This is a genomic window from Pseudomonas viciae, from assembly GCF_004786035.1.
Taxonomy (GTDB): domain Bacteria; phylum Pseudomonadota; class Gammaproteobacteria; order Pseudomonadales; family Pseudomonadaceae; genus Aquipseudomonas; species Aquipseudomonas viciae.
Genome location: NZ_CP035088.1, coordinates 4,936,114 through 4,950,131 on the forward strand (window position 1 = coordinate 4,936,114; position 14,018 = coordinate 4,950,131).

14 protein-coding genes and 3 pseudogenes are annotated in these 14,018 nt (G+C 54.0%); 9 read left to right on the forward strand and 8 right to left on the reverse strand.

Annotated features, from left to right (window positions below; all coding sequences use genetic code 11):
• Window positions 1-231: 231 nt before the first annotated feature.
• Together EPZ47_RS21745 and EPZ47_RS21750 are read right to left on the reverse strand one after the other, a co-directional pair.
• Window positions 232-954 (reverse strand): hydrolase, encoded by a 723-nt coding sequence (locus EPZ47_RS21745; RefSeq protein ID WP_080957002.1) that lies wholly within the window; start codon window positions 952-954, stop codon window positions 232-234.
• Between the two features lie 28 nt (window positions 955-982).
• Complete coding sequence (locus tag EPZ47_RS21750; RefSeq protein WP_158296375.1) at window positions 983-1,678, reverse strand: pirin family protein; 696 nt, start codon at window positions 1,676-1,678, stop codon at window positions 983-985.
• A 180-nt stretch (window positions 1,679-1,858) separates the two neighbouring features.
• Here EPZ47_RS21750 and EPZ47_RS21755 point away from each other — a divergent pair, with 180 nt between their 5' ends.
• Window positions 1,859-2,773, forward strand: a complete 915-nt coding sequence (locus EPZ47_RS21755; RefSeq protein ID WP_095963993.1) for a LysR family transcriptional regulator — start codon at window positions 1,859-1,861, stop codon at window positions 2,771-2,773.
• Between the two features lie 420 nt (window positions 2,774-3,193).
• Here the strand turns inward: EPZ47_RS21755 and EPZ47_RS21760 are convergent, their stop codons facing one another.
• The gene (locus EPZ47_RS21760) at window positions 3,194-3,388 is read right to left on the reverse strand and encodes a DUF7740 domain-containing protein (RefSeq protein WP_046816069.1); all 195 of its coding nucleotides are present in this window, start codon (window positions 3,386-3,388) and stop codon (window positions 3,194-3,196) included.
• A gap of 223 nt (window positions 3,389-3,611) precedes the next feature.
• On the opposite strand from EPZ47_RS21760, the pseudogene EPZ47_RS21765 reads away from it, so the two are divergent.
• A pseudogene (locus EPZ47_RS21765) lies at window positions 3,612-3,859 on the forward strand (TraI domain-containing protein); the annotation flags it as partial.
• A gap of 198 nt (window positions 3,860-4,057) precedes the next feature.
• Complete coding sequence (locus EPZ47_RS21770) at window positions 4,058-4,507, forward strand: GNAT family N-acetyltransferase (protein WP_080956999.1); 450 nt, start codon at window positions 4,058-4,060, stop codon at window positions 4,505-4,507.
• Between the two features lie 66 nt (window positions 4,508-4,573).
• On the opposite strand, the pseudogene EPZ47_RS21775 reads toward EPZ47_RS21770, so the two are convergent.
• Window positions 4,574-4,813, reverse strand: a pseudogene (locus tag EPZ47_RS21775) (transposase domain-containing protein); the annotation flags it as partial.
• Between the two features lie 16 nt (window positions 4,814-4,829).
• Between EPZ47_RS21775 and EPZ47_RS21780 the strand changes: the two are divergent.
• From EPZ47_RS21780 to tatC, 6 genes and pseudogenes are all read left to right on the forward strand, one after another.
• A pseudogene (locus tag EPZ47_RS21780) lies at window positions 4,830-5,477 on the forward strand (IS630 family transposase); the annotation flags it as partial.
• A gap of 264 nt (window positions 5,478-5,741) precedes the next feature.
• A complete protein-coding gene (locus EPZ47_RS21785; protein ID WP_052760636.1) occupies window positions 5,742-6,251 on the forward strand; it encodes a RidA family protein in 510 nt (169 codons plus the stop codon).
• 333 nt (window positions 6,252-6,584) lie between these two features.
• Window positions 6,585-7,910, forward strand: coding sequence for an OprD family outer membrane porin (locus EPZ47_RS21790; protein WP_064614977.1), 1,326 nt, complete (start codon window positions 6,585-6,587; stop codon window positions 7,908-7,910).
• Between the two features lie 250 nt (window positions 7,911-8,160).
• The gene (locus tag EPZ47_RS21795; RefSeq protein ID WP_024087607.1) at window positions 8,161-8,439 is read left to right on the forward strand and encodes a twin-arginine translocase TatA/TatE family subunit; all 279 of its coding nucleotides are present in this window, start codon (window positions 8,161-8,163) and stop codon (window positions 8,437-8,439) included.
• A 10-nt stretch (window positions 8,440-8,449) separates the two neighbouring features.
• Window positions 8,450-8,854: a Sec-independent protein translocase protein TatB gene (tatB, locus tag EPZ47_RS21800; protein WP_013973853.1), complete on the forward strand. Its 405-nt coding sequence runs from the start codon at window positions 8,450-8,452 to the stop codon at window positions 8,852-8,854.
• A complete protein-coding gene (gene tatC, locus EPZ47_RS21805; RefSeq protein ID WP_064614978.1) occupies window positions 8,851-9,645 on the forward strand; it encodes a twin-arginine translocase subunit TatC in 795 nt (264 codons plus the stop codon). Before tatB ends, tatC begins: the two co-directional genes overlap by 4 nt.
• Before the next feature lie 174 nt (window positions 9,646-9,819).
• Here the strand turns inward: tatC and ccmI are convergent, their stop codons facing one another.
• Genes ccmI through EPZ47_RS21825 form a run of 4 tightly spaced genes read right to left on the reverse strand, consistent with a single transcriptional unit; the run spans window position 9,820 to window position 14,018 of the window.
• Window positions 9,820-11,034 (reverse strand): c-type cytochrome biogenesis protein CcmI, encoded by a 1,215-nt coding sequence (ccmI, locus tag EPZ47_RS21810; RefSeq protein WP_064614979.1) that lies wholly within the window; start codon window positions 11,032-11,034, stop codon window positions 9,820-9,822.
• Window positions 11,027-11,500 carry a cytochrome c-type biogenesis protein gene (locus EPZ47_RS21815; protein WP_013973856.1) on the reverse strand — a complete coding sequence of 158 codons (474 nt, stop codon included), beginning with the start codon at window positions 11,498-11,500 and terminating at the stop codon, window positions 11,027-11,029. Before EPZ47_RS21815 ends, ccmI begins: the two co-directional genes overlap by 8 nt.
• Window positions 11,497-12,033 (reverse strand): DsbE family thiol:disulfide interchange protein, encoded by a 537-nt coding sequence (locus tag EPZ47_RS21820; protein WP_046816061.1) that lies wholly within the window; start codon window positions 12,031-12,033, stop codon window positions 11,497-11,499. The genes EPZ47_RS21815 and EPZ47_RS21820 overlap by 4 nt, the downstream gene beginning before the upstream one ends.
• A complete protein-coding gene (locus EPZ47_RS21825) occupies window positions 12,030-14,018 on the reverse strand; it encodes a heme lyase CcmF/NrfE family subunit (protein WP_046816060.1) in 1,989 nt (662 codons plus the stop codon). The genes EPZ47_RS21820 and EPZ47_RS21825 overlap by 4 nt, the downstream gene beginning before the upstream one ends.

The window sequence follows — 14,018 nt, forward strand, 5'->3', positions numbered from 1 at the left end:
TGTAGGTAGTATCAGTCAAGCCGATGTAATCGTGCACGCCCCACCGACTATAAATTTAATGGTTTAACCAGTGTTCAACAATCAATCAGCACACGAGAAGGAGGCCTTAACTATTACCCTAGATCGCATCACATCACCCAGAACGCTTAATTTTTACCACCGAGCTTCATAGGCACCGCGCGGAGAGAATCTAGACGTATCTATGAGGCTCGCCGCGACGGTTCAAACGAGCTACTTTGTACTTAAAAACTGTTTATAAAAGGCGCCAATACCCATTGCCCCAGCATGATCGCGCAAAATATTGTAAACCTCGCCGTTCGTTTTATCTTTAGTCCAATCAGTTTCAAGTTCCAACAGGACAGGCAACCAAGTTATAGGGACTGCTCCAGCTTGCACAAGACGCTGCACTGCCCGCTCATGCGAGACAGCGTCAGAATCCCCACTTGCATCAGTGACCACGTAAACTTCATAGCCCTCTTTAAGTGCATACAAGGCTGGTAGCATTACACAATTATCAGTCCACAGACCTGCAATCAGTAATTTCTTCCGTCCTGTGGCATGAATTGCTTTACGAACTTTTTCATCCTGCCAAGCATTAATCGGCGTCCTATCAATAACTTCAGCATCTGGCATAACTGCTCTAATTTGCGGAAACATAGGTCCGCCATAGCTGTCCGCGGTGATCGTTGTAATGACTGTAGGAAGCTTAAATACCTTGGCAACTTTCGTCAGCGCAGTCGCGTTGTTAATGAGAGCATCAATACTTATTGATTGTGTAGCAAAAGCATATTGAGGTTGATAATCCACCAATAGCAACGCTGTATTTTCTGGCGTGAGTTGGTCTAAAACCTTAGCCGCCGATAACGATTCTGCTGCTTTCGCATCACCAAGACCGAGGACAAGACCGACAACAATTAAAGCGACTGACAAAATTGATTTTGCATAGCCGAACATATTCCTTCTCCCAGACCAGTAATTTAGATTAACGAAGATCAAACAGCAACACTTCCGCACTATCTAGCGAACTTATTGCAATTGTCGTGCAGTTTCCCACAAAGATGGCATCTCCTGCCGATAGCGCAAAATCATTAATAGCTACACCGCCACTTAACACATGAAGATATGCACGGCGATTCATAGGCACCTTCCACACCAACTCGATCGGCGTTAATATGGAGGCGTAAATCCTAACGTCCTGATCAACGCAAAGCACCCCGTCCGCCGAATTATCTGAAGCTATAAGGCACAACCGTCCAACTTTATCTTCAGGCGTAAACGTGCATAGCTGATAGGAAGGATCACTGTCCAAATTTTTTGGCTTAATCCACCATTGTACATGATGCTCAATCTCACTGTCCGAAGGATTCATTTCACTGTGTGAAATGCCTTTTCCTGCGCGCATTAAGTGTACATCACCGTAACTAACTCTTTGGCAGTTACCTATACTGTCTCGATGTTCAATTTCACCCATTAAAGGGTAAGACATCACCTCTACGTTTGAATGTGAATGCTCTGTAAATCCAGACTTCGGCTGAACGATATCATCATTAAAAACAATTAAATCCGAAAACCCTCGGCGCTCGGGTTTTCGGTAAGATCCAAATTCAAACGAAAATTTTGCATCCAACCAGCTATTTTTGAATGATCCACGGTCCTCGGATTTATTTATTACGATCATAAAACCCACCTTTATTTGATGCATCAATCGTGCGGCATGATCACCGCCAAGATAAGCGCTTCAAACTAGAATGCAGTGTTCTCTTAAAGTTACTAATCACTGTGATTGCCTTGATGCTATCCTCTAACGGCCAACAGCACATGCTCATCAGCGGCGAAAATAGAGGGGGAGGACTGTAAAGTGGAGAACCTAACGGCAATTTCCATTTTTATAACGGTGATTGAGGCGAAATCTTTTTCCGCCGCAGCCAAAAAGCTCGGTATGGTTCGGTCAGCTGTGAGCAGGCACATCACGGCACTAGAAACCACACTTTCCACAAGGTTAATCCATCGTACTACACGACAATTATCTCTCACCGCTGCTGGGGAACGATATTACGCACGCGTATCAGTAGCTGTTCAAGCAATCCGAGAGGCAGAAAAAGAAATTGATGAGGATCGTATTGAGCCAATAGGCAAGGTAGTTGCAGCCATTCCGATGAGCTTTGGGTTGATGCACATATTGCCAGGAATGGCTGAGTTCCAACAAAAACATCCAAAAATAACCATTGACCTCCGTCTGGATGACAAAAAAATCAACTTGCTCACCGAAGGTGTGGATGTGGCTTTACGAATTGCCGAACTAAGTGACTCAACTTTAGTAGCTAAACGTATCGCTCATGTTCGCCATATCTTAGTTGCTACCAAGTCATACCTCGATGCAAACGGCACTCCCACTACTCCGCAAGACCTCCAGGACCACGCCTGCTTGTTGTATACTTTAGGTGCAAGCCCAGCAAAATGGAGCTTTCATAAAGAAAATCACGTTAGTGACATCAACATTTCTAGTCAATTTTCAGCTAGTAATAGTTTAGCTATCCGAGAAATGGCGTTGGCGGGCATAGGCATTGCGCTAATACCTGATTTTCTTGTGATAGAAGACCTAAAAACAGGACGCCTGATGCAACTTCTGGATGATTGGCAGTCGCGGACCCTGGAAATTTCTGTCGTTTATCCATCACGCCGATACGTACCAAAATCAGTGCGGGAATTTATCGCCTTTCTCGAAGAGCGTACTCTTTTGGTTTATCCACTAGTAAGTCCAGTCTCTGGTTAAGCCCGCCTTCCCACGGCGTGAGCCAACCATTCTCTAGAAGAAACTCGACTACGGGAACATTACGCACGATCGTTGCCCCCTCAACGAAACCAAGAAGGCCGGAGAATACCTTCGTAAAGGTGAACTGAGGACTTCTGGCGGTTCTGGGCAACCGACGGAAACGTGAACAAAATCGAACTACTAAACACTCGAATTGCTCGAGAGTGCCCGATGGGAATTTGGCTTTGCTCTACGGGCAAAGACGCATCTAGGTTTCAGCTACTACAAACGCGCTGCTCAGTTAGTAATCCTCCTATCGTAATCAGCGTACTTCATGGCACGCAGAGTTTTATCCATTGATATACCCACGTTTTCCGCGGACAACTTTACCTACTTCCGAGAGCCTCCTAGGACGCAGCGGGCTACGGAAAAGATCGCAGGTCAGTTATTTAGGTTTTCTGCCAGAAACCCGACTAGGTCGAGCGGACTTCGGCTGTCGATAACCTTGTAGATCAGATCGCGCTTGCTGCGCGGCAACTTCTTGGCCACGCTCTTCGCTGAGGCCCTGACAACCTCGTCTGTTCCATGGATGCGTGCTGCGAGGAGCAGCACGAGCGTAGCGTCAGTAAGGTTCATAGCAGGCCCCGCAAATTATGCAGCCGCAGTGTACTGAATCTTTTCTTGTCAGTACCAGCTCAAGAAACCGATGTCAGGCGATTTCAATATTCCGAGTACCGCGTAAAAAGGACAGCAGTCAAAAGGAGATCAAAGGTCGAAGGGGAATTGGGAGTTCAAGGGTAAGAGCTCTATCCAAAAAGGCTAAAAGGCCATAGGTCCGGCCGCCACCCTGGAGACCACGATGCTTCTCAACCTATTTCTTCGCAAAAGGCAAAAGCCTCCTCCCTGCTGTCCGCGAACGTCACTGAAGGTTACCTGTCCGTCGAGTCAGCTCAAACTCTACTGGCGGTCGATCACCGCCGCCAGTTACTGGATCGTATCTGGCAATACACCGCCCTCTCCCATACCCAATTCACTCAGCTCTGCTTGCATCCAATCCATCGTTACGCCGAGCAGGTTCAGCTACTCCCGGCCAGCGAGGCGCACCATCAGTAAGCGTCCGGTCATCCCGTCTGGTTTCTTTGACTGTGGCTGTCAAACAGCGAGATGTCCATCGTCATCCAGCGGGTCATGCGTAGCCTGTATTATATTGAGACTGCAATTTGTCTGATCGCATGGTGTGAGGCTTGGTGCCGTGTCTTGATAGACTTCTTACCTTCGCCACTGCTCCCTATCCGAGGAACTCTAATGACAAATCAACCCATATTGATCGAGTTGGTTCGAGAGACAAATCCGGTATTGCTCAAGTCTTTGAATGACCTACTCCCCCAGCTTTCCATGAATGCGAAGGCGATGACAATGCAAGAATTGCAGCAGATCGTAGGTGCAGAATGCTCGGATTTATTGGTCGTAAAGGGGGCAGGTGGAGAAGATATCTTGGGAGCGCTAACCCTCATTCATTTCCGTATTCCGACAGTAGTTCGTGCGTGGATCGAGGACGTTGTTGTGGATGCTGGTGCCCGGGGACAACGGGTCGGCAAAGCACTCATTCAGGCAGCTGTAGAAAGAAGTCATGCTCTGGGCGCAAAAAAACTGGATCTTACGTCTAACCCAAATCGAGAATCTGCTCACCGTTTATATGAGGGAGCAGGATTTTCTGTTAGAGAAACAAAGGTCTATCGCTATCTTCCCGCTTGATGGATATTCCCAACGATCAGCCTCCCTGTTTGACCCAGCGAAAAGGGAGCAAGTCGGTAATTTCGCTTGACGTGGCTCCGCCGGTGCGGCCTGTGGATTGGCTGCCTTCAGCTCGGCTTCGATAGCTGCGATATCGGTATCGAGCAGATCGTCGAGCAGACTGCCTTGGTCGGGGCTCAGTTGCTCGCTGCGCTTGGCGAGCTTGTGTCGCTTGAGGATGGCGATTTCGTGAGCAAGTTGCTCGTTGACCGTTTCAAGGCGGTGGATCTTCTGGCCCATCGCGTCGACCTGGGACAGCAACTGCATAGCTTAGCACACCGAACTGAGCCGGCGTGTCCGTTCGGCCACCATCAGCCAGCGCGACGGTCGTCGGGCACAAGTGATTCTGTTGGCGGCCCAAGGTTGCACGCGGGTAGAAATTGCCCGGCTGACCGGGTTCTCGCTTCCTGTCGTCACGTGTTGGTGTCGACGTTTTCAGGATCAGCGGCTAGACGGTTTGATCGATAAGCCAGGTCGCGGTCGTAAACCCTTCCTGCCCCTTGACACTGTACAACGCGTGCTTGAGCAAGTCACACAACCCCGGATCCGTGAACGTCGCTGGAGCCGCCGAAGCATGGCCCGGGCGGCTGGAATTTCAGCCACCAGTGTGGACAAGATCTGGGCTGCCAACGATTTGGAGCCGCACCTAACCCGCACCTTCAAACGGCCCAATGACCCGCATTTCGAAGAGAAGTTTTGGGACGTCATCGGCCTCTACCTGGATCCGCCGGACAAAGCGCTGGTGCTCTGTTGCGATGAAAATAGCCAAGTTCAAGCACTTGAGCGGACCCAACCGGGGTTTGCCCTGACGATCGGTCACATCCGTACGTAGTCACACAATTATGCGCGCCACGGCACCGTCACCTTGTTCACGGCTCTGGACTATCTTCAAGGACGCTTGATCAGTTGCATCGAGCGAGAACACCGGCATTTCCAACGGGAGGATTGCTCTGCAGCATTGAGTCATCGCACATGCAACCAGTAAAAAGAAATATAAATTTAACTCGCCCCGAGAGCACGCGCAAACCTCTTTCCAACCCAGGTTTTGCAATTTCCTCAAGAAGGCACCTTAAAATTCAGAATCCCGGCGATGGCTGGCCCCGTGGCGCAAAATGTATAAGCATATGGCGGCTCATGTCTAACACCTGAAGCACAAGCTAGAGTAGCTTAATAAAAAACAAAAAGGAGCACATGTATGACCACTCAAACAACACCTACCCCGCATCCATCTCATTTCAACAAGTTCAGAACGCGTAAAATTCTATTACTAGCTCTATTGCCATTCTTATCCACGCAATTGTTTGCAATGGAGCCCAAAGCAGCGTTTCATTTGAATGCTGAATTTGAGAAGCAGTACAGCTTTTCAATTGCAGTCAAAGCTGGGGATTTTCTACGCATTGGAGGCGTCACCTCCGTTGACAAGGACGGAAAAGAGGTCTATGCCGGCGATGCTACAAAGCAGATGCAGCTAATTTACGAGCGAATGGCAGCTATCCTAAAAGCCCATGGCGCGGACTTTAGCAATGTTGTAAGCGAAACTATTTACTATAAAACAGACAATGACATTTACTTTAAGGCCCTAGAGACCAGAGCAGCCGTTTATAAAGGATTGGTAGCGCCAAGTGCGTCCGGCGTGAGAGTAGTTGACTTTGCCAGCGATAGTGCGCTCATTGAAATAACGGCAGTGGCGTACCTGGGGAAGTGACCGCTTAATTCGGCCTGACACTAATAACCAGGAACACTCATTATCCTCATCAAAAAATAATACATAAGGACGCGACTAAATCCAGCAATAGTCGCCAGCGCAATATCGCCTAGCAAGTAAAACAAGCCAAAAAAATTAAGATAGGATAACAGCTCCAAAAGTATAATGATTTTATACCCAACTGGAAGCTAACATGCTATGAAATCCGATCATGCTGGCTGCACCATGCAAATTATCCAACCAGAATAACAACCAACTCTTTATTTAAATAAATATAACCAGCAAGCGAATTTTACGCTACACCCAACTAAACTCTCCTCTCGAGATCAGCTAATGAATAACAAAATCTACCATAAAGGTTTAGCTGCAGGGGCCGTACTAGTACTAATGCCTACAGGCATTTGTTATGCAAACTCCCAATCGGAGTCTGCTGGATTTTTAGAAGACAGTCATCTCAACCTCCTTTCCCGCAATCACTATTGGCATCAGACTGGCGATTTGGGTACACAGCGTGATTGGACACAGGGTGAAATGCTTGATTTCAACTCTGGATTTACCCAGGGTGTGGTGGGCTTCGGCATCGATGCTTTCGCCTATGGAGCCATAAAGCTCGACGGAAGCGGCAAACGGACAGGCTCTGTGACGCTCCCTGTTCGCGACAACGGTCAGCCGGCGGATAGCTATAGTAAAGCGGGGGGCAGCATCAAGGTTCAACTGTCCAATACCACACTAAGATACGGTGACTTACAACCAAAAGTTCCTGTGTTCGCTACCGGCAGCTCTAAGTTACTGAACCAGACCGCAACTGGCTGGATGCTCGATAGCGGAGAGCTAAAGGATATCGTCCTATCCGCTGGACTTTTCACCTCAGGTACAAGTTACCTTTCTACCAATCGAAGCGGCGATCTCGGACTGGCTTTCGCAAGGGTCAGCACCCCACAGGTGGGATATATTGGTGGTACGTACGCGCTCAGTGATCAGACATCTATATCGTTTTATGGCTCTCGGTATGAGAACCTCATGGATCAGTATTATACCAATATCAACCAAGCTATCGCATTATCCGAATCACAATCATTAACGCTTGACTTTAACTTATACCGCAGCCTCAACTCGGGAGAAGCAAAGGCAGGTGATATTAATGTCACAGCAGCGTCAATTTCAGCAGCACTTGCAACGGGTCCTCACACATTCGCACTGGCGTTTCAGCGCAATGATGGTGACCAGCCCCACGATTACGCAGCGATAGGAAGCGTCAGTCCCGGAGTGGCAGCAGGTGTTTTTAGCGACGGTCTATACCTAGCAAACGCCGCTGAATTGTCAGACTTTAATGCACCAAATGAGCAGTCAGTTCAGCTTCGCTATGAGCTGGACATGCAATCGTTTGGAGTACCGGGTTTGACTTTGACAGCCAAGCATATTCGTGGGACGGACATCGACGGCAGTAAAGTTAACGCAGACTCAGCTTATTTTGGACTTTATGGGAAGTCTGAAGAAGAGCGGGAGACCGATTTGATTGCTCAGTATATCATCCCGAGCGGTCCGGCTAAGGCATTGACGACTAAATTAATACAATCTTGGCACTCAGGCGACATCAGTACAGGCGGTAGGATCACTCGAACTCGACTGATTATCTCCTACCCATTTGAATTTTTTTGAATTTAAAGTATCTCAAGGTAGAGCCTTATAGTTTATATGGTATCAAAAATGAGACACTGGCAGTTCGTAAGGAATGGCGGTTCGCCTCGAGCCGTCAGCTTACGGGGAGAATACTCAGAAATAATTGGAGTTTGAAAGGCCAAGTCATAGTGATGACGATGTAATAGCTCAGATAGCCGATCGCAGAACTATTGGATCTGTTTTAATACAATTAAAAATTTAGCTAATTCAACTTAAAGAGAACAGGCATATGGGTATTTTTGACTGGAAACATTGGATTGTTATATTAGTCGTTGTGGTGCTGGTGTTTGGCACCAAGAAATTGAAAAACCTCGGCACCGATGTCGGCGAATCGATTAAAGGCTTTCGCAAAGCCATGAACGATGATGAACCACCATCCGCCCCCAACATGTCTGCGGAGCAACCGACCGAATCGATATCACCGAAGACCACCCAGCCTGTGAATGGGCCAAGCACCTTAGACGTGCAGGCGCAAAGAGTTGAAGAGCCAACTCGTAACAACGCGTGAGCACTGACTAATGTTTGGGATCAGCTTCACTGAATTGTTGCTCGTTGCCCTAGTCTCCCTGTTAGTGCTGGGCCCCGAGCGCTTGCCAGGTGCTGCACGTGCGGCCGGTATGTGGGTAGGCCGCCTCAAACGCAGCTTTAATGCCATCAAAGAGGAACTTGCACGTGAAATCGGCGCTGACGAAATTCGTCGGCGGCTACACAGCGGACGCATTATTTCCCTAGAGGATGAGGCGCGAAAAATCTTCGCACCAACCAACCAGGAACTGACCTTGGTGGCGCACGTTACCGATCAAAAGATCGTGCCTCAGACGCCTGCGGTGGATGAATCTGCATCTGCGGTCGATACGCCGCCTCCAGCGACTCCAGCGCCTAACAATTCAAATCTCCCTAATTTGCTACCGCGAGCCTCATGAGCGAAACCCCAGAGAACGACCAACCAATGCCGCTGGTATCGCACCTCACCGAGCTGCGCTCACGACTGCTGGTCTGCGTGGCAGCGGTCTTCACCATTTTCGCCGGGTTGTTTTCCTTCACCCAGCAGATCTACACATTCGTCTCCACACCACTGCGCCAGTACCTGCCGGTAGGCGCGACAATGATCGCCACCGACGTGTCGTCGCCGTTCCTGACACCATTGAAGCTGACGATGACGGTCTCGCTGTTCCTGGCGATCCCGGTGATCCTGCACCAGATCTGGGGCTTCATCGCACCGGGCCTGTACAAGCATGAAAAGCGCATCGCCGTGCCGCTGTTGGTGTCCAGCATCCTGCTGTTCTACACCGGCATGGCCTTCGCCTATTACCTGGTGTTCCCGCTGATCTTCAAGTTCTTCGCCGCCGCCACCCCGGCGGGCGTGGAGATGATGACCGACATCAACAGCTACCTGGATTTCGTCATGACGCTGTTCTTCGCCTTCGGCGTGGCGTTCGAAATCCCCGTGGCCGTGGTGTTGCTGGTGTGGATCGGCGTGGTCGACGTGGCCTACCTGAAGAGGATCCGCCCCTACGTGATCATCGGTTGCTTCGTGGTCGGCATGATCCTGACTCCGCCGGACATTTTCTCCCAGACCCTGCTGGCGGTACCGATGTGGCTCCTGTTCGAGATAGGTCTCCTCTTTGGAGGCTTAGTGCGCAGTCGAAATAACAATCTGGACGACGAGCCCATATGCGACCAAGATGCTCAACCTCCAGCCACCCAAGCGTGAATCCCGACGAACGTGCTATGTATCGAGACTAACCGGCTATGATTGGCGCTCCCCCTGACGACCATAAGTTGAAAGAATGACGGCGAGGGTAGCGCTGGACCGCATAAACGCTCAGGCCCAGGACGAGCGTGAGCAAAGTGATACGAGCGATGGCGGTCATTGTGCGAATTCCTGTTATTGGTCCGGGCTGTCGATGGTCAGGTGCTGCGGCGCGGTGGTGCTGCTCGCCAGGGGTTGGCTGCGGCCGATCCATTCACCGGCGGTGGGTTGACCGGCACGGGAGATCCGCGCCACCAGTTGGACTTCAGGGAAGTTCGACAGTTTCAGTTGCGGCATCATCGCGTCCGCATCCCCCAGCTCTACGGTCACCGGCAGGTCGGCGACGGTCAGGCGCTTGGCCGCCAGCGGGGCCGGCGGGCCGGACGCGGCGCGGGCGAAAATGAACACGCTGTCGCCTGGCTGCACCTTGGCCTTGAGCGCCGGCGCCAGCTCGACACGCACCTTGAGCACGGCGGCCGTCTTGGCGGCGGGTGCCTGGGCCTGCGCCGGCGCAACCTGGCCGCCAGCAGCCTGGAGCTTCTCGGTGGCGCGGGCGATACCGCCCTGCAACGCCTCGCGGGACTTGTCACCCTCCGGCAGCTCCACCAACAGGCGGCTCCAGTAATCAATCGCGTCCTGGTAGCGTTCGCCTTCGAACGCGGCGATGCCCAGCAGGCCGAGGCTGGTGACCTCCTTGGGATCGAGCTTCAGCGCTTCGTCGGTCAGGGCCTGGACCTGGTCCGACCATTTCTTGCCATCGGCGAAGTACTGCGCCTGGGCCCACTGGCCCAGCAGTTCGGGTTGGCGGCCCGCCACCGCCACGGTGCGCTGGAAGATCTTCGCTGCATCCGCGGGCCGGTCCTGGGCCATGTACGTACGGCCAAGGAAATACAGGCCCTCGGCGTTGTCCGGTTGCGCCGCCACCGCCCGCTCCAGGCGTTGGGTCATTTCTTCCATCGACTGCGGCGCCTGGGCGAACTCACGGGTCAGTTCGACCTTGTCGCTGGCACCGAAATGCAGGTACAGCCCCAAGCCCAGCAACGGCACCAGCACGGCGGCGAGCAACGGCAAGGGCTTGCCCAGGCGCGACTCGCGCGGCGCCTCGGCGCCCTCGGTGTCGGCCAGCAGCTCACGGGCGGCTTCGGCGCGGCCGGTGTCCAACTGCGCGGCGTTGAGCACGCCCTCCTCCCGCTCGGCCTGCAGTTGAGCGACGCGCTCCTGGTACAGCGCCACGTTGAGCGCGGTACGGTCCTCTTCGCGCTGGGCACGGCGACCACGCAACACAGGAATCAACAGAAAACTCAGGGCAATCAGGAGCAGCAGACCTGCGGCGAGCCAGAAATCAATCATGCTTGGTTGTATCCAACAGTTGGTCGAGGCGCTGGCGCTCTTCGACGGAAAGCGTGTCCGGAGCAGCCGTACGTTGCACCCGACGACGACGCACGATCACGGCGATGACCACGAAGCCACCGAGCAACAGCCCGGCGGGGCCGAACCAGAGCAGCGCGGTCTTGGAGGACAAGGCGGGGTTGTAGCGCACGAACTCACCGTAGCGGTCCACCATGAAGTCGATGATCTGCTGGTTGTCCTTGCCCTCGCCGAGCATGCGGAAGATTTCCTTGCGCAGGTCAGCGGCAATCGGTGCGTTGGAGTCGGCGATGTCCTGGTTCTGGCACTTGGGGCAGCGCAGTTCCTTGGTCAGCTCGCGAAACCGCTCGCGCTCGCCCTCGTTGGCGAATTCGTACGTGTCGATGGCGGCATGGGCCACTCCCACCAGGCTCAATCCGAGCATGGCGGCTGCCAGCCAGCGCCTCATGGCTTGGCCTCGTCAACCAGTGCCTGGTATTTGGCGGCCAGCTTCTCGCGCCAGACCTGTTCGTCGATCACCCCGACAAACTTGTCGCGGATGATGCCCTTGGCATCGATGAAGAAGGTTTCCGGCGCCCCATAGACCCCCAGGTTCAGGCCCAGGGAGCCCTCCTCGTCGCGAATATCCAACTGGTAAGGGTTATGGAACTCGGCGAGCCATTTCAGCGCGTCGGCGTTGACGTCCTTGTAATTGACGCCGTAGATCACCACGCCGTTCTGCGCCAGCTTGTTCAGCACCGGGTGCTCGACCCGGCAAGAGATGCACCAGGTGCCCCACACATTGACCAGCGCCGGCTTGCCCAGCAGGTTGGCGCGGGTCAGGGTCTTGTCACCTTGCACCGAGGGCAGGGAGAATTCCGGGAACGGTTTGCCGATCATCGCCGAGGGCAATTCGGACGGGTTCAGGTAAAGCCCGCGGTACAAGAACACTGCCATCACCAAAAACAGCGCCAGCGGTAACACCATCAACCAACGTTTCATGCAGTGGCTCCCGTCACGCCCAGGGCTTCGCGCACCCGGGTTTTCACTTTGACCCGATAACGCCGATCCAGCGCCGCGAGGACGCCGCCCAGGCCGGTGAGCAAGCCACCGAACCAGATCCAGCGTACGAACGGCTTGACGTGGACGCGTACCGCCCAGGCGCCATCACCGAGGGGTTCGCCCAGCGCCACGTAGAGGTCGCGGGTGAAACCGGCGTCGATCCCGGGTTCGGTCATCACCGAGTTCTGTACGGTGTAGAGGCGTTTTTCCGGGTGCAGCACGGTGATCTCCCGGCCGTCGCGAATGACCCGCACGGTGCCTTTGTCGGACGTGAAGTTCGGACCTTCGAAATGCCTAGCGCCCTCGAAAAAGAATTGGTAGCCGCCCAGGTCCATAGACTCGCCGGGCGCCAGGCGCAGGTCGCGCTCGGCGCTGTTCTGGCTGGACAGCACCACACCGAGGGCGCAGACGGCGATCCCCAGGTGGGCGAGCTGCATGCCCCAGTAACTGCGGGTCAGGGTCGGCAGGCCTTTGACCAGACCTTTATGGCGAGTCTTGTCGAAGATGTCCCGCACGCCCGCCAGCAACACCCACGCCGCCAGCACGAACGTTGCCAGCACCGCCCAATTGAAATCGCCATAAGCGATGCCCGCCACCACGGCCAGGGCGGCGGTGCCAAGCAGCACCGGCGTGAGCATGCCCAGCAGCCATTTGACCGGCGTGTCATTCCAGCGCACCAGCACACCGATCGCCATCACCACCATCAGAATCGCCATCAGCGGAATGAACAGTGCGTTGAAATATGGCGGGCCGACCGACAGCTTGGCGCCGGACAACGCATCAAGCACCAGTGGATACAGCGTCCCGAGGAGAATCATCGACGCCGCCACCACCAACACCAGGTTATTGCCCAGCAGAAGGGTTTCCCGGGACCGGAGGTTGAAGCCGACCTGACTTTTCACCACGGGTGCACGCAGGGCGAACAGCGTCAGCGAGCCGCCGACCACGAACAGCAGGAATATCAGGATGAACACGCCACGCTCGGGATCCGAGGCGAAGGCATGCACCGAGGTGAGCACGCCGGAGCGCACCAGGAAGGTCCCGAGCAGGCTCAGCGAGAACGCCGCGATCGCCAGCAGCACAGTCCAGCTCTTGAACACCCCACGTTTTTCGGTGACGGCCAGGGAGTGGATCAACGCGGTGCCGACCAGCCATGGCATGAAGGAGGCGTTCTCCACCGGGTCCCAGAACCACCAGCCACCCCAGCCGAGTTCGTAATAGGCCCACCACGACCCGAGGGTGATGCCGATGCCGAGGAAGGCCCAGGCGACAATGGTCCATGGCCGCGACCAGCGCGCCCACGCGGCGTCGAGGCGACCACCGAGCAACGCGGCGATGGCGAACGCGAAGGCCACGGAAAAGCCGACGTAGCCCATGTAGAGCATCGGCGGATGGACGACCAGGCCGATGTCCTGGAGCAGCGGGTTGAGGTCGCGGCCGTCCATCGGCACTTGCGGCAGGATGCGCTCGAACGGGTTTGACGTGAGGATCAGGAACAGCAGGAAACCGATGCTGATCATGCCCATCACCGCCAGCACCCGGGCCAGCATCACTTGCGGCAACTGTCGGGAGAACACCGATACCGCGAAGGTCCAGCCGGCAAGAATCAACGCCCAGAGCAGCAACGAACCTTCGTGCGCGCCCCACACCGCGCTGAACTTGTAGTACCAGGGCAAGGCGCTGTTGGAGTTGCTGGCAACATAGGCCACGGAAAAGTCGTCGGCCATGAACGCATAGGTCAGGCAACCGAACGCGAACAGCATGAATGCAAACTGCCCCCATGCCGCAGGCTGGGCGAGGCTCATCCACAAGCGGTCGCCACGCCAGGCACCGAGCAACGGCACAACGGCCTGGACCAGGGAAAAACACAGCGCCAGGATCATCGCCAGATGGCCCAGCTCAGGAATAAACAGACCGGCATTCAT